Below are 15,756 nucleotides of genomic sequence, written 5' to 3'. Positions count from 1 at the left end.
TCCTTCCCGCAGCCGTTCAGCGCTTCGCCTTGGCTGCGACGGCGTCGGGCTTGACCAGCTTCAGTCCCCTGGCCTTCTCGTAGCCGTGGATCTCCTTCACATCGAGCTTGCGCATGAAGTCGATCGTCTCCTGCGTCAGCACCTGGCCCGGCACCATGATCGGGAAGCCAGGCGGATAGGGAATGACGAAATTGGCGGAGACCATCTCGGGCCCGTCGCGCAGCCGCTTGTCGCACTCGGCGCCGTTGAGCGGCACATACTCGCAGACCGAGGCGTCATAGGCATTGAAGAAGGCGGAGCGAATGTCGCCCTCCGGCGTGTCCCGGCCGGCGTCGCCGCGATAGATCTCGTGGAAATGGCTGAAGTTGGGGAGATCGGGCACGTCGGTCATCAGCGACTTGACCCGCGCCGCGAAGGCTGTCCGCACTTCCTCGCCGCCATCGGCCAGGCGCTTCTCGATGCCGTGGCAGATCTCGACCAGGACGCGGACGAGATGGGCGATGTCGCTGCGGGTGTTGTTGATGTTCGACTGCAGCAACACGCTGTTGCGCGACGTCTTGTTGAGCTGGATGTCGTACTCGTTCGCCAGCAGCCCCTTGAACTGCGTGCCGTCGAAGCCGGCGGTGCCGCAGACCAGTGTCATGCGCGTCGGGTCCAGATAGAACTCGTCCTCACGCATCGCCTTGAGGGCCGTTCCCCAGGTCGAGCCCGGCGCGAGATAGTCCTGGAAGCCGGATTGCCGGTATTCGGCCGGGATCATCTCGTGGGCTCCGAGCACGCGGAAATATTTCGAAATCAGCGGATGCGAGTTCACCGCGTGGCGGATCTTCAGCGCGATCTCGATAGCGTTCATCACCAGCCCGTAGCCTTCGAGCTCCATCTGCCGGCGCGCGACGTCCAGGCTGGCGATCAGCTGCTGGTTGGGGCTGGTCGAGGCATGCGTGAACACCGCCTCGTGGAACTGCGCCTCGACGGTGTGGAAGTCGACATCCTTGACCAAGAGCATCGAGCCCTGCCGGATCGCCGACATCGACTTGTGCGTGGAATTGGTCTGGTAGACGCGCAGCCGGACCTGGCGCGGATCCGGAATCAGATGCGCCGTAAGCAACGCCTCGTCGGAGGGGCTGTCACCGAGCTCGGCTTGCTGCTTCTCATAGGCGTCGATGGAGTCAGGATCGCGCAGCCAGTCCTCCAGATCCGCCGCCGCGCCCATCGCCGTGCGCGGGCGCAGGAAGGGCGAGAAGCGGGCGAAGCCGGACCAGGCCTCGTCCCACAGGAAGATGAGATCCGGCTTGATGGCGAGGCATTCCTCCATCACCCGCCGGACATTGTACATGTGGCCGTCGAAGGTGCAGTTGGTCAGATCCAGCAGCTTCAGCCGGTCAAGCCGCCCCTCGGCCCGGAGCGCCAGCAGCGCCCGCTTGATGGTGGCCAGCGGTACCGCGCCATACATCGAGTATTCCGTCATCGGGAAGGCTTCGACGTAATAGGGCTGCGCGCCGGTGAGGACCATGCCGTAATGGTGCGACTTGTGGCAGTTGCGATCGACGATCGCGATATCGCCCGGGGCGAGCAGCGCCTGCACCGCCATCTTGTTCGAGGTCGAGGTGCCGTTGGTCACGAAGAAGACGTGGTCGGCGCCGAAGGCGCGCGCCGCCATCTCCTGCGAGCGCTTGATGTTGCCGGTCGGCTCCAGCAGGCTGTCGAGGCCGCCCGTCGTCGCGCTGCTTTCCGCCAGGAATAGGTTGAGGCCGTAGAACTCGCCCATGTCGCGGATCCAGTCGGACTTGAACACCGACTTGCCGCGGGCGATCGGCAGCGCATGGAACGTCCCGATTGGCCGCCGGGCATATTTCTTCAGATTGTCGAAGAATGGCGTCTCGAAGCGGTCCTGCACGCCTTCGAGGACGGCGAGGTGCAGCTCGAGCAGTTCCTCGACGGCGTAGAAGATGCGCCGCACGGCATCCGCCGCCGGATCGCCGGCCAGGGTCTCGACCTGACGGTCGGAGAGCAGGTAGATGTCGAGCTCCGGCCGGATCCGCTTCAGGGTCCGCGCCAGCCGCAGAGCCGACACGTCCGGCCCTTCGGTCTCGCCGAGTGGATCGAGCACCGATCGCAGCACCGGCGCATCGCGGCGCGACCGGTAGGGGAAGCCCTCGGCCAGCACGACCGAGATGATGTCGGGGTTCAGCGCCGCGGCGCAGAGCGCATCCTCGAAGGAGCCCGCCATGACAGGCTCATAGATGAAGGCATCTTCCGGCCGGCGCAGCTTGCGGATTTCCGCCGCGAAGGCGGGCCAGCGCGCGGCCGGCTGGCTATTGACGAACAGAACTTCGAAATAGGGTCGGCGTCCACTGATCTCGCCTGCTGCGGGCGGCAGCAGGTCGGCCAGCTCACCGGCCGACCGTTCCTCATGCTCGTCCCATTCGCCCGGATTGTCGCGATAGGCGCGTGTCAGCAGGCCGTTCGAGATCCGACGCGCGAGCTTCGCCGCGCCGCTGGCGTCGTTGGAAGCAACGCGCTCCCTGAGCACCCCGAGCAGTCTCGCGCCCGGATAGGCGTGGCACTCCTCCACGGCCTCCATGTCGGCGATCGCCGCTTCCAGCGCCGCCCGCTCGCCGCGCCCGGCCGCCCAGCCGTCCGCCAGTGTGGTGATCTCGCGCCAATTGTCAGCGCGGGCCGAATGGATGAGGAGGAACTGATCGATCCGTGCGGTCTTGCGTGGCATCGCATGCTCCCAATGTCGGTCTTGTTGGGCCTCCCGGGCGCGGTCGTCGGCGGTCGCCCCGCCGACATCGTCACGAAATCATCCCGGCGGCGAATGGAATGCTCAAGCGGACCTGCCATGGCGGACAGATCCAGAAATCCGGCCGGCGCGGAGCCCCGCACAAGGGGCCAGGACCGGGCGGTCAGGTCATCATCATCACCAGGACCATTCCCCAGATCGTCAGCAGCGTGTTGCCGACCGCGTAGGTGACGGTATAGCCGAGCCCCGGAATCTGGCTCTTGGCGCGGTCGTTGATCATGCCGAGCGAGGCCGTCGTGGTGCGGGCGCCGGAACAGGCTCCGAGCAGGATGGCCGGGTGGAACTTGAACACGTATTTGCCGACATACATCGCCAGGACCAGCGGCACGGTCGTCGCGAAAACACCCCAGAGGAACAGGCTGAAGCCGAGTTCCCGCAGGCCGGATACGAAGCCCGGTCCGGAAGAGATGCCGACCACGGCGATGAACACGTTGAGACCGACCGAATTCATGAACCAGACCGTGGAGGACGGGATCCTGCCGAATTTCGGCCGGACCGAGCGCAACCAGCCGAAGAACAGGCCGGAGATCAGCGCGCCGCCGGATGTCGACAGCGTCAGCGGCACGCTGCCGATCTTGTAGACCAGCGCGCCGATCAGCGCGCCGATGGCGATGGCAGCGCCGATGAAGGCAACGTCTGCAATATCGGTAGGCCGGTCGGCGACGCCCAGCGCCTTCGCCGCCGCCGTGGTGTCCTGCGTGCGTCCGACGATCGTCAGGATGTCGCCGCGGTTGATCTTGGTATTCGGCAGGATCGGGATTTCGGTCGCCGTCACGCCGCGGACGATCCGGCGAAGGAACACGCCGCGCGACGACGGCATTGTCGCCAGCTCGGCCAGCGTCTTGCCGTCAACCTCCTTGTTGGTGACCAGCACGTCGACACCTTCGATCGGTACCGCCAGCAATTCGCGATCGTCCACCTCTTCGGCGGCGTGGCCGAGCAGCCCGACCAGCACTTCGCGTCGGCCAGACACGGCGACGATGTCACCGGCCTGGATCACGGTATCCGCCGTCGCGTCCTCGATCTGGCCACCCCGGCGGATGCGCTCGATGAACAGGCGCTGATCGGGAATCATCGACTCGGCTTCGCTGGCCGTCCGCCCGACGATGGGCCCATCCTGGCGGACCTTGTAGGCGCGCAATTCGTAATGATGCCAGGCGGTGCCGGCGCCGCCTTCCTGCTTCTTGCCGCCATGTTCCTCTTCGTAGCGCTTGCATTCGGCCTCGAGATCGATCCCCAGCAGCGCAGGGCCGATCAGGGCGAGCACGATGGCAGAGCCGACCGTGCCGAAGATGTAGGTGACGGCATAGGCGACCGGCATCGCATCGAGCAGTCGCTTCGTCTCCTCCGCCGGCAGCGCCAGACGGTTGATGGCGTCCGTCCCCAGCCCCATCGACGCCGAAATGGTCTGGGAACCGGCATAGAGCCCGACGGCAGAGCCGACATCATAGCCGGCCAGCTTGGCGGCGAGAAAGGGCGCCAGGAGACAAAACACGCAGACAACGACGGCGAACAGCGCCTGCGGGACGCCGTCCTTGGCAATGCCGCGCACGAATTGCGGACCGACGCCGTAGCCGATGGCAAACAGGAACATCAGGAAGAAGGTCGCCTTGAGCGGCGGCGAAATCGTGATCCCGAGCTGGCCGATGATTACCGCCGCGATCAGCGTCGCCGTCACGGCGCCGAGCCCAAGCCCCTTATAGGTGAAGGAGCCGAAGTAATAGCCAAAAGCCAGGGAGAGAAATATCGCGATTTCCGGGTAGGTGCGAAGTGTGTTCACGAACCAGTCAAACATAGCGGTACTTCCCCTATGAATCAGAACGGCCGATCATGAATTTTCACTGCAACTTGTGGGATTATCCAACCAATCCTACGCTCTTGCGGGATTCTTTCAAGGTGCTAACATAACAAATGACGGAAAGGAAGGCAGGCAATGTAAGCCCTCGAATACACCGGTCCGCAGCAACCTTAGAGCCGGCTTCGATCTTATGATCGAATCATATATATTTCTAAATTTATCTTGGTATAATTGTTATTTTTCTGGAGAAGAATACGCTGAATTTCGATTAACAAACGCTACTTCGCAGCTTCCATACCGATGGCGAAAAAATAAAAATGTCGTTTGGGGATTTCGGCATCAATACCTCAAGATTCCATCTGTTCAAAGACAGATGGACGGGATTTTCCGCACGCGTACTTCTCTTGCCGTTCGCTCCGACAAGACTATCTCCCTCTAGCCGGATGGCACGAAACAACCGTTCCTCGTCCGACATCCCGATCGACACGGCAAAGTCGCGGCAAGCGCGAAAATTAATCGGCGCACCAGACAAGCATGCCGTAACGGAATATACATCGAATATTCTGAAAATCTGAGCTTTGGCGACGCCACGCGGGGCAACGCCATCGACAGTGACCGCTGGGGGACAGATGCGGTTCTACAGATCGGAGATGGGAGCCATGCGAACGCAACGACGGGTGTGGGCAGCGGCCATGCTCTTTCCGCTTATGTCCCTGGCGCCGCTCGCGCCGGCGGCGGCCGCGGATGTCGCGGCGCCGACGGAAGCCGAGATCGCCAAGGCGAAGGCAACGCTGATTCCCAAGCTGCGGCTTGGCGACGACAGCGGCTACATCGAGGTGTACGGCCAGATCAACAAGGGCCTGCTGATCTTCGACGATGGCGGCTCGACGCTCGGATATGGCCCGGTCGACAACGGCAACTCCTCGACCCGAGCCGGCGCGCGGATCTACGGCGTCGTCAACGACACCTGGGCGATGGGCGGCAATCTCGAATGGGAGTGGACGCCCTACTCCACCAACTCCGTCAACCAGCTCAACCGCGGCGATTTCGACTGGGACACCAACCTGCTGCGCAAGGCCGAGCTCTATCTGGAGTCGAAGACCTACGGCAAGCTCTGGCTCGGCCAGGGCAGCATGGCTTCCGACAGCTCCGCCGAAGTCGACCTGTCCGGTACGACGGTGGTCGGCTATGCGCTGGTCTCCGACATGGCCGGTGGACCGTTCTTCCGGTTTTCGGACGGGACGCTGACCTCCGTGAAGGTCAAGGATGCGTTCACCGACTTCGACGGCCTCGGCCGCAAGCTGCGCGTTCGTTACGACACGCCGCAAATTGCCGGCTTCACGGTCTCGTCCTCGGTCGGCACCCAGGTGGTCCCGGACCAGACCCACGAGACAGTGTGGGATCTGGCCGCCCGCTACGACAAGACGATCGACGACTTCAAGATTTCCGCCGCCATCGCCTATTCGGAGCCAGCCGACGACCAGTCCCTCTATGACGGATCCGTCTCGATCCTGCATCAGCCATCGGGACTGAGCCTGACCGTCGCCGCCGCCTATTCGGACGAGGACGTGGTCGATGGCAGCTACGGCTATTTCAAGCTCGGCTACCAGACCAACATCTTCGAGGCCGGCAAGACCGCGTTCTCCGTCGACGCCTATTTCGGCGAGGACATCGATGCCGCCGGCAGCACCAGCCAATCCTTCGGCGCGCAGCTGGTCCAAAACCTCGATTACTACCAGACAGAGCTTTATCTTGGACTTCGGCAGTATGCCTACGAGGAACCGGCCGTGGACATCGACAAGAGCTATGCCGTTCTCGCGGGAGCCAGGCTGAAGTTCTAAAGCACCGGCCGGCGAGGCGGCTCAGGCCGCCACCGGAGAGATCATCCAGCAGCCGCCGAGGCTCGACCCCCGACGGTAGATCAACGGGAAGCAGGCGATGACGCCTGCTCGGTATTCTGGGAGCGCCACCATGGGAACGATCGACTACCGGGAATTCGAGAAGATGAGCCCGTTCGAGATCAAGGACGGGCTCCTCAAGCTGGCCAAGCGCAGCGCGCAGAAATCGGCGCAATCTCTGCTCAACGCCGGGCGCGGCAATCCCAACTGGGTGGCCACCGCGCCGCGCGAGGGCTTCTTCCTGTTCGGCCAGTTCGCCCTGACCGAATGCCGACGCTCGATGGACAATCCGAAGGCCGGCCTCGCCGGCATGCCGCGGATGCCGGGCATCGCCGATCGCCTGGAAGCGTGGCTGGAGAAACACGCCGACATGCCCGGCGCCTCCTTCCTGTCGCACATGGTCCAGCACGGCGTGAAGGTGCTGGGTTTCGACGCCGACGCCTTCGTCTTCGAACTCGCCGACTCGATCATCGGCGACAACTACCCGGTGCCCGACCGCATGCTCGTCCATGCCGAGCAGGTGGCGCATCGCTACCTGATGTGGGCGATGTGCGGCGACAAGCCGCCGGCCGGCAAGTTCGATCTCTACGCGGTCGAAGGTGGCACCGCGGCCATGTGCTACATCTTCAAGTCGCTGATGGCGAACCGCATCCTCAAGAAGGGCGACACCATCGCGATGGGCACGCCGATCTTCACGCCCTACATCGAAATCGCCGAGCTCGAGGACTACGCCTTCCACGCCGTCCACATCCGGGCCACGCAGGAAAACCGTTTCCAGTATTCGGATGAAGAGATCGAGAAGCTGGCGGATCCGAAGATCAAGGCCTTCTTCGTCGTCAATCCGGGCAACCCGACCTCGATGGCGATCGATCCTCCCACCATGAAGAAGCTGGTCGACTTCGTGAAAACGAGGCGGCCGGACCTCATCCTCCTGACCGACGACGTCTATGGCACCTTCGTCAACGGCTTCCGCTCGCTGATGGCGGAGCTGCCGCACAACACGATCGGCGTCTATTCCTACTCGAAATATTTCGGCTGCACCGGCTGGCGCCTCGGCGTCATCGCGCTGCACGAGCAGAACATCCTCGACGACATGATCGCCAAGCTTCCCGCCAAGGAGCTGGAGGCGCTCGACCAGCGCTACATCTCGATCACGCTCGAGCCGCGCAAGCTCAAGATGATCGATCGCATGGTCGCCGACAGCCGCGACGTCGCCCTCAATCACACCGCCGGGCTATCGCTGCCGCAGCAGGTGATGATGACGATGTTCTCCATGGGCGAACTGATGGATTCGGAGAAGATCTATCAGAAGGCCTGCATGAAAATCTGCAACAGCCGCGTCAACAGCCTGCTCGAAGGGCTGCCGCTGGACGTCCAACCCAATCCCAACTTCGCGGGCTATTACGGCACCCTCGATTTCGAGTTCTGGCTGCGCAAGTACCAGGGCGACGAGATGGTCGAATGGCTGAAGAAAAACGTCCATCCGCTCGATCTCGTCTACCGGCTGGCCGAGGACCATTCGATCGTGCTGCTGAATGGCGGCGGATTCGACGCGCCCAACTGGAGCGTGCGTGTGTCGTTCGCGAACCTGGAGGATGACGTCTATGACGACATCGGCCGCGCCGTCCGCGCCGTCGGGCGAGGCTATGTCGACACTTTCAATGCGACGCAAAAGAAGTAACATCGCGATGGATCATAGCCTTGTTCGGACGTGGAGCCTCCCCGTGGAATAAAGCAGCATGAAACCCAAGGGCGGAGAGGACGAGGTCTCGCCCTTTCCGTACGACGACTGTTTCGGTAGTCGCTCGGAGCCCGGCGTCAGCAACGTCACTCCAAGCTTGGCTTGACGGGGAGAATTCCCGATGGACGACAAGCTTCATCCCCTCGCGATCGAACACCTGCCCTTCTTCATCACCGCACCCGGGCAGACGGACGTCCTCTTCAATGTGATGGTCGTCTTCATGCTGGCGGCGGTCCTCCTCGTCGGTAATCTGTACTTTCAGCTGCACGCCTTTCCGGAGCGCTTGGCGCACCGGACCAATGTAGTCCAGATGGAAATCGTCGCCGTCCTGGCGCTGATTTCGCTGTTCACCCACAATCACCTGTTCTGGATCGCCGGCCTGCTGCTGGCCCTGGTGCGGTTTCCGGATTTTTCCACGCCGATGGAATCAATCGCCGGCTCGCTCGAAAAGCTGGCCGGACAGCGCGGGGGCGGCGTCGATCGGTCGGCCATGGCGCCCGGTCCAGACGCCAGCCCCGATACGCTGACATCGCCGGCCTCGCCCGACAGACCTGCCGTGGCCCCAGATCCCGAACGGGGCGGGCAGACAACCGGCAAGGCGACCGCCGCGCACGCGCCGAAACAGGGACACTGAGCAATGCTTGAGTTGATGCTCTGCTCGATGCTGACGATTGTTCCCGACTACCTCTATCGCCGGTATGTCCAGGGCAAGCGGATCGGCCGCGAAATAACGCTCTATTCGGTCTGGTACGAGCTACGCTGGGGCATCACGGCCTGCCTGGTCCTGACGGTTTCGCTGATCACGCTGATCTTCTACTTTCACCCCGCGACCAAGAACGTCACCGCCGTGTTCCGCACCATCTCCATCCTGCCGGAGTCTGGCGGGCGGGTCGCCAAAGTGTTCGTCGGCGTCAACGACAAGGTCCAGGCCGGAGACCCGCTGTTCCAGCTCGACAGCACGGAGCAGGAGGCGGCGAAGGAATCAGCCCAGCGTCGTATCGCGGAGATCGATGCCGAGGCAAAGGTGGCGGAAACCGAACTGGCGGCCGCCGACGGTGCGATCAAGCAGGCGGAAGGTGCCTATCTGCAAGCCCAGGACGAACTGGAGACCAAGCAGGAACTGATGCGCCGCAATCCGAATGTCGTTGCCGTGCGCGAGATCGAGCGCCTGCAGGTCGCCGCCGATGGCCGCAAAGGCGCCGTCGACGCCGCGCTCGCCAACAAGGAAACACTGCGGACCCGGATCTCGGCGCTCCTGCCGGCACAACGAGCGAGCAGCGAAGCCGCACTCGCCCAGGCGCAGGTCGAACTCGACAAGACGCTGGTGCGGGCCGGCGTCGCCGGCACGCTGCAGCAATTCACGCTGCGGCCGGGCGACGTCGTCAATCCGATGTTGCGGCCGGCCGGCATCCTGGTGCCAGCCGAGGCTGGGCGGGTCGCCCTCATCGCCGGCTTCGGCCAGATCGAGACCCAGGTCCTCAAGGTCGGCATGATCGCCGAGGCAACCTGTATCGGCAAACCCTTCACCATCCTTCCGATGGTGGTGACCCAGGTCCAGGATGTGGTGGCCGCCGGGCAGTTTCGCCCCACGGACCAGTTGATCGACGTCCAGAAGCTGGGGCAGCCCGGATCGATCACCGTCTATCTGGAGCCGCTCTACGCCGGAGAGCTGGAAGGCGTTCCGCCCGGCGGCAGCTGCATCGCCAACGCCTATACCAACAATCATGACGCGCTGGCGGACAAGAACATCGGCACGGGACGCTGGCTCTTTCTCCATGTCGTCGACACGGTCGCACTGGTGCATGCCATGATCCTCCGGATGCAGGCCATCCTCCTGCCCGTGCAGACGCTGGTCTTCGGCGGCCACTGACAGCGCCGCCACCGCATTGGGGGCGGCAACGACGACACAAGGAAAGTCCGGCGGCATTGGCGCGGCGATCAGGCTGCCGTGGGAACCTGCCAGGGAGACACCAGGCGGCTTCATCGGCGGGACTGGCAGATCGGCGGCCCGGTTCGATCGCCGCCGGGGCGCGGAAGGGCGGGACATGATCGCAGAACGACAGGATCTGACGCGCATCACCCTGGCGGTGCTATTCATCGGCAGCATCCTCGTCGCCAGCATCTGGGTGATGCTCCCCTTCCTGCCGGCGATCATCTGGGCCACCACCCTGGTTATCGCCACCTGGCCGCTGATGCTGTGGATCCAGCGCCATACCGGAAACCGGCGCGGCTGGGCGGCCCTGATCATGACGGCTATCCTGCTGCTGATCCTGATCGTGCCGATCTGGCTGGCTGTCAGCGCCGTCGCCTCAAACACCGACGAAATCGGCGACATGATCCGAACCGCCCTGTCGATACGGCTGCCGCCGCCGCCCGCCTGGCTCGCCGAAATTCCGCTGTTCGGCGCCCGGGCCGCCGAGGCCTGGTCGCGGTGGTCGGCCGGATCAGTCGGGGAACTCGCGCCCAAGCTTTCCCCTTATATGGGCGCCGTTAGGCAATGGGTCACCGCGACCGCCGGCAGCCTCGGATCGATGTTCGTGCATTTCCTGCTGACGACGCTGATCGCCGCCATCATGTATCTGAGCGGAGAAACGGCCGCCGCACAGATGATCCGCTTCGGTCGCCGACTGGGCGGCGATCGCGGTGAAATGGCCGTGCGACTGGCCGCCCAGGCCATTCGCAGCGTGGCGCTCGGCGTTGTCGTGACCGCGATCGCCCAAAGCGCAGTGGCCTGCGTCGGCCTTCTCGTCGCCGGCGTGCCCTTCGCCTCGATCCTGACCGCGATCATCTTCCTCTTGTGCCTGATCCAGCTCGGGCCCGCCCTGGTGATGGCTCCAGCCGTCGTGTGGATGTACTATTCGGGCGATGGCTTCTGGGCGACTGTGTTGCTGGTCTTCACGATCGTCGCCGCAACGATGGATCAGCTGATCCGCCCTGCCCTCATTCGCCGGGGCGCCAACCTGCCAACCCTGCTCATCCTTGCCGGCGTCATCGGCGGGCTCATCGCGTTCGGCATGCTCGGCATCTTCATCGGCCCGACGGTGCTTGGCGTCGCCTACACGCTGGTAAATGCGTGGATGGCAGAAGGCGAGTAAGCCTCGCCCGGAGGGCGCGATTGCTCGCGGCCCCGATGCCGAGCGCGGATCGGGCAGCCATCGGCCCAGCTAAAGCGAGAGCACAGCGCGCCCTCGCCTAGCTTTCGCGGTGCGGTAGCTACCTGTCGGCGATCAGTGCCCGCCACTCAGGACCAAGGTCTGCACCGGCAGCATGATCGCCTGCATGCGCAGGATCATGGCATGCACCAGGCCGACCGTGTCGACGACGTGGAGGAAGAGCCAGCGTCCCGTGCCGATGTTCTTGTCCGCCAGCGCGTCATGATTGTTGGTATAGGCGTTGGCGATGCAACTGCCGCCGGGCGGAACGCCTTCCAGCTCTCCGGCGTAGAGCGGCTCCAGATAGACGGTGATCGATCCGGGCTGCCCCAGTTGCTGAACGTCGATCAACTGGTCCGTGGGGCGAAACTGCCCGGCGGCCACCACATCCTGGACCTGGGTCACCACCATCGGAAGGATGGTGAAGGGTTTGCCGATGCAGGTTGCCTCGGCGATCATGCCGACCTTGAGGACCTGGGTCTCGATCTGGCCGAAGCCGGCGACGAGAGCGACCCGCCCAGCCTCGGCTGGCACGAGAATACCCGCCGGTCGCAACATCGGATTGACGACGTCGCCCGGCCGCAGCGTGAATTGCTGCAGCGTGCCGGCAACGCCGGCCCGCACCAGCGTCTTGTCGAGTTCGACCTGCGCCTGGGCGAGTGCGGCCTCTGTGCTCGCTCTTTGGGCCGGCAGAAGCGTGGAGATCTGTGCCTCGAGTGTCTGCTTGTTGGCCATGGCGGCATCGACCGCGCCCTTCTGGCCGTCAACGGCGACCTGCAGGCGCTGGATCTCGCGCACGGCGACGACATTTGCGTTACGCCGCATCAGCTCCTGCTTGGTATCCAGCTCGTCCAAGGCTTGCTGGTAGGCACCTTCCGCCTGCTTGATCGTGCCGTCAGCGGCGGCCAGTTGCGTCTTCGCGACAGTCGTCTGGGCATCGATCTCTGCGATCCGGCGCTGGGCAGCCTCGAGGGCCGCCTGCTGTTCCGAACTGTCGAGCTGGAACAGCGGGTCTCCCGCCTGGACCTTCTGGTTGATGCTGACAAACACCTCGGCGACACGACCGCCCTTTTCGGGAAGGATCGAGACCGTCCGGAAAACGGCGGTAACGTTCTTGGTCGATGGGTGGAAGTAGAAAATCAGGGTGATCAGCGAAACCGTCAGGATCAGGCAGGCGCTGATGCCCCAGCGCAGTTCGTACCAGACCGAGTAGAGGGTGATCTCGCGTCCGATCCGCTTGCCCTGGCCATAGCGGCGAAAGAGATAGTCGGGAAGAATCGTCAGCATCGAGCAGAGCAGCAGTTCAAGCATCGCTCAGTTCCCCGCTCTCGACGCAGGCGCGCCCGGCGCTGCTTCGGGCGTCAGCACGCGGCCGCCGTGATCGACGTTCGACACGTCGACAGGCCGAGCGGATGGTTCGGGCGAAGTCGAAGCGCTGATGCCGGGGGGCGGCCCCGCCGCCCCGGCCACTCCATGCGCGCCGCCATCGCGTTGTCCGGCGAGCTTTTCGAGAGACCCGGCGATCGACGCCATTGGCGTGGAGAAATCCGGAAACCGTATCAGGGCCAGCAGCAGGCCGGCGATCCAGAACAGGTGATTGTGGGTGAACAGCGAAATCAGCGCCAGAACGGCGACGAACTCCATCTGAACCACGTTGGTCCGATGCGCCAAGCGCTCCGGAAAGGCATGCAGCTGGAAGTACAGATTGCCGACGACCAGGACCACCACCAGCATGAAGACGACCATCCCGTTGAAGAGGATGTCGGTCTGTCCAGGCGCGGTGATAAAGAACGGCAGGTGTTCAATCGCAACCGGATGAATATTTTCGTCCAACGAGATTGCCCCCTCAGGCCGCCTTCGAAATGAGTCGACCTACCCGTTCTCCGAGCAGCGACCAGCCGGCGCACGCGTAACATTGCAACCGTGGTTCATTCAAGTCTTAGGCGGCACCATCTTGATGAATGCCTTGGCGGCAGCAGCCAGCCGCGCGCACGAAAACCTTCGTCTCTGATCCCAAATTCGTAGGGCTTCCGAGGGGTTGGATTTGTTGATCGACGTTCCCAATTGGACAGGAACGGCAAGCTCGCGTCACGACCTCCGAACTCACGGCAATGTTCGGTTGGACCTCGGGGATACGAGCCTCATCTCCCCCCGACTCGGCACGCTCGGTGTTCGCGCCAGCAGCTCGCGGCACGGGAGTCGTGTCAAAAATACCCTATAAAATCAATGGGTTCGTAAAAAATTCTGCAACAGCTGGTGGCGCTTTTGCCCGCCCGCTGGGGCATATGGTCGGAAGGAGAAGCGACAACCAGATTCGTAGGCTCTCTGAGCCATAGAGTTCATTGAAAGGCGCTCCCAAGCGGGCGGACGGAAAACAAGATGGAGGCGGCTCTCTGAGGAAGCCGCCTACTAATGCACCTTAAGGTAGAAAAATCACAACTTCTCCCTGTATGAATAGCCGCGCGTGAGCGGCTATTCATACGAGACTGTCAACGATCAGAACCGATAGTTCAGGCCCATACGAACGGTCTGAAAACTAGCATCGGTTTCAGCAGAGAACTTCGTATAGCCGCGCTGGGCGCTGAAACTATCGATATCCCCCAGATCCGTGTACAAATACTCTGCCTTCAATGACCAATGGTTGTCGAAGGCGTATTCTGCACCGCCGCCAACAGCATATCCGGCCTTAGTCTTAGAGACAGATGAATCATACCCAGCGTAGCTCATGTAGGACTCAACATGACCATATGCCAAGCCGCCGGTTGCATATGTCATAAAGCGTTCTGCGAGAATATAGCCAACTCGAGCGCGAGCAGTGCCATACCAATCTATTTTTGTATCTGCTGCGAAGTTGTACGGGGCGTCTCCTCCCGATACACTACCCTTTATATTCCCGCCCTGAATGTCGGCCTCGACACCAACTACTAGCTGATCAAACTGCCAATTATACCCAAGCTGTACCCCCCCGACAAAACCGTCTGGAGAGGCAGTATGGGTCGCCTGATCTAGAATTTCATAGTCGATCTCTGACTCGGGCGTACCTGGCAGCGGCGACTTGCCTTCGGGGCGCTTTGTCTGAACCGAATGATCGAAATCCCCCCATCCGTAGCCAGCGTTAAGACCAATATACGCACCGGTCCAATTAAATACATCTACAACGACCGGTGCCGATTCATACGTGGCAGTCAGATCAGCCGCGTGCCCCCCCGTTGTGACCAAAGAAAAACAGGCTACCAGTGCCATCTTATTCATAAACATCGCCCCTCTCCATGTCTGCGCACGCGCCGCCCCTGGGGATCGGCGTCTTTGACCGGTCCAGCGGCGCCAGCGCGTTCCTTCCAAACCTAATAGCGCACTGGAATCGTCACAATTGCAGAGGCATTCAGATCCTTGCACTCTCTGTCACACCGGCAATGTACCCAACATCCATTTGAGCCAGCAGGTCGACGGACAGGGCTATTCGGTGAAGGTGAAGGCGAAGCCCAAGCCGCGCATTGTGTGCAGGGGCAGAACCATACGGGACTTCCAGCTCTTCTACGCAGGCGGCTAACGATGGTGTCCAGGTGGGCATAGTTGAAATCATGGACATCCCCGCCGAGCGCTTCGACGAGCGCCTGGCGCTCGACCGTTTTGCCGCGCTCAAGGAACAGGCGACCGAGGAAGCGCTGTTCCGACGAAGTCAGGCGAAGACGACCGCCCAGCCCATCGGTGAGCAGCCAGCCCGCCTCCACCAACGCCCAGTGCGACTTCTCTTGAGACGTTCATCGAGCGCTATCGCCGTGACTGCAAGTTCTCGGACATTGAGGGGTTTGACGAGGTACGCGTCTGCACCCCTTTTCAGGCCGCCAACCCGGTCATCAACATAACCCCGGGCCGTGGCCATGATGATCCCGACCGATTGAGAGCTCCGCAGATGGGTAGCGATCGACAGACCGTCCTCACCCTCGAGCCCAATATCGAGAATGACGATGTCGGATGGCATGACGGCGTATCGTGGAACCCGCGAGCGTTCAGGCCCAAGCTAGACAGGCCGAAGATCATTTCCTCACGGAAGTCCTCGTCGTCATCGACGAGGTAGACGTGGGGGGGGGTCGCAACATGGTTGGCCTTGAAGTAGCCCTCGCTCATCGGTGCGCCCTATGCATGAGATTAGTGCGACACTAACTAAGTGACCGAAGCCTCGAATGCCCATCCAACCATCTCATTTCCATATGTCGGGCGCGCTTCGCTGGTTGTGGCGAGAGTATAAGCGGTCGAGAGAGTCCCGCGCGCTCGAGAAGTCGACCCAGCGAGTCCGCCATCTCGTCATCGAGAAGTGCCTAGCTGAGCCGATCCATGTTGGAGCACAAGTGATCTATGGC

At 62.5% G+C, this 15,756-nt stretch carries 12 protein-coding genes; 5 read left to right on the top strand and 7 right to left on the bottom strand.

Going from position 1 to position 15,756, the window contains the following annotated elements:
• Positions 1-16: 16 nt before the first annotated feature.
• Entirely contained in the window at positions 17-2,728 is a 2,712-nt protein-coding gene (locus G342_RS0112025) for an aminotransferase class I/II-fold pyridoxal phosphate-dependent enzyme (RefSeq protein WP_018183393.1), read from the bottom strand.
• Positions 2,729-2,909: 181 nt separating this feature from the next.
• Complete coding sequence (gene aspT / locus G342_RS0112020) at positions 2,910-4,601, bottom strand: aspartate-alanine antiporter (protein ID WP_018183392.1); 1,692 nt, start codon at positions 4,599-4,601, stop codon at positions 2,910-2,912.
• A 695-nt stretch (positions 4,602-5,296) separates the two neighbouring features.
• Here aspT and G342_RS0112015 point away from each other — a divergent pair.
• The 5 genes from G342_RS0112015 to ydiK all read left to right on the top strand — a co-directional run bounded on the left by G342_RS0112015 (position 5,297) and on the right by ydiK (position 11,338).
• The gene (locus G342_RS0112015) at positions 5,297-6,445 is read left to right on the top strand and encodes a porin family protein (RefSeq protein WP_018183391.1); all 1,149 of its coding nucleotides are present in this window, start codon (positions 5,297-5,299) and stop codon (positions 6,443-6,445) included.
• A 130-nt stretch (positions 6,446-6,575) separates the two neighbouring features.
• Positions 6,576-8,183, top strand: a complete 1,608-nt coding sequence (locus tag G342_RS0112010) for a bifunctional aspartate transaminase/aspartate 4-decarboxylase (RefSeq protein WP_018183390.1) — start codon at positions 6,576-6,578, stop codon at positions 8,181-8,183.
• Positions 8,184-8,364: 181 nt separating this feature from the next.
• Positions 8,365-8,877: a hypothetical protein gene (locus G342_RS0112005; RefSeq protein ID WP_018183389.1), complete on the top strand. Its 513-nt coding sequence runs from the start codon at positions 8,365-8,367 to the stop codon at positions 8,875-8,877.
• A gap of 3 nt (positions 8,878-8,880) precedes the next feature.
• Positions 8,881-10,113, top strand: a complete 1,233-nt coding sequence (locus G342_RS0112000) for an HlyD family secretion protein (protein WP_018183388.1) — start codon at positions 8,881-8,883, stop codon at positions 10,111-10,113.
• A gap of 175 nt (positions 10,114-10,288) precedes the next feature.
• A complete protein-coding gene (ydiK, locus tag G342_RS0111995; RefSeq protein WP_018183387.1) occupies positions 10,289-11,338 on the top strand; it encodes an AI-2E family transporter YdiK in 1,050 nt (349 codons plus the stop codon).
• Between the two features lie 132 nt (positions 11,339-11,470).
• Here ydiK and G342_RS0111990 read toward each other — a convergent pair whose 3' ends face one another.
• The 5 genes from G342_RS0111990 to G342_RS26460 all read right to left on the bottom strand — a co-directional run bounded on the left by G342_RS0111990 (position 11,471) and on the right by G342_RS26460 (position 15,377).
• Complete coding sequence (locus G342_RS0111990; protein WP_018183386.1) at positions 11,471-12,706, bottom strand: HlyD family secretion protein; 1,236 nt, start codon at positions 12,704-12,706, stop codon at positions 11,471-11,473.
• A 3-nt stretch (positions 12,707-12,709) separates the two neighbouring features.
• A complete protein-coding gene (locus G342_RS0111985) occupies positions 12,710-13,228 on the bottom strand; it encodes a hypothetical protein (protein ID WP_018183385.1) in 519 nt (172 codons plus the stop codon).
• 663 nt (positions 13,229-13,891) lie between these two features.
• Positions 13,892-14,653 carry an outer membrane protein gene (locus G342_RS25705; RefSeq protein ID WP_245557264.1) on the bottom strand — a complete coding sequence of 254 codons (762 nt, stop codon included), beginning with the start codon at positions 14,651-14,653 and terminating at the stop codon, positions 13,892-13,894.
• Positions 14,654-14,739: 86 nt separating this feature from the next.
• Entirely contained in the window at positions 14,740-15,126 is a 387-nt protein-coding gene (locus tag G342_RS26465) for a helix-turn-helix domain-containing protein (RefSeq protein WP_245557275.1), read from the bottom strand.
• Entirely contained in the window at positions 15,075-15,377 is a 303-nt protein-coding gene (locus tag G342_RS26460; RefSeq protein WP_051094200.1) for a response regulator, read from the bottom strand. Before G342_RS26460 ends, G342_RS26465 begins: the two co-directional genes overlap by 52 nt.
• Positions 15,378-15,756: the final 379 nt, after the last annotated feature.

Origin of the sequence: Kaistia granuli DSM 23481, assembly GCF_000380505.1 — a bacterium.
Classification (GTDB): domain Bacteria; phylum Pseudomonadota; class Alphaproteobacteria; order Rhizobiales; family Kaistiaceae; genus Kaistia; species Kaistia granuli.
Note: the sequence above shows the minus strand (reverse complement) of the source record. Positions and strands in the feature narration are given on the sequence as shown.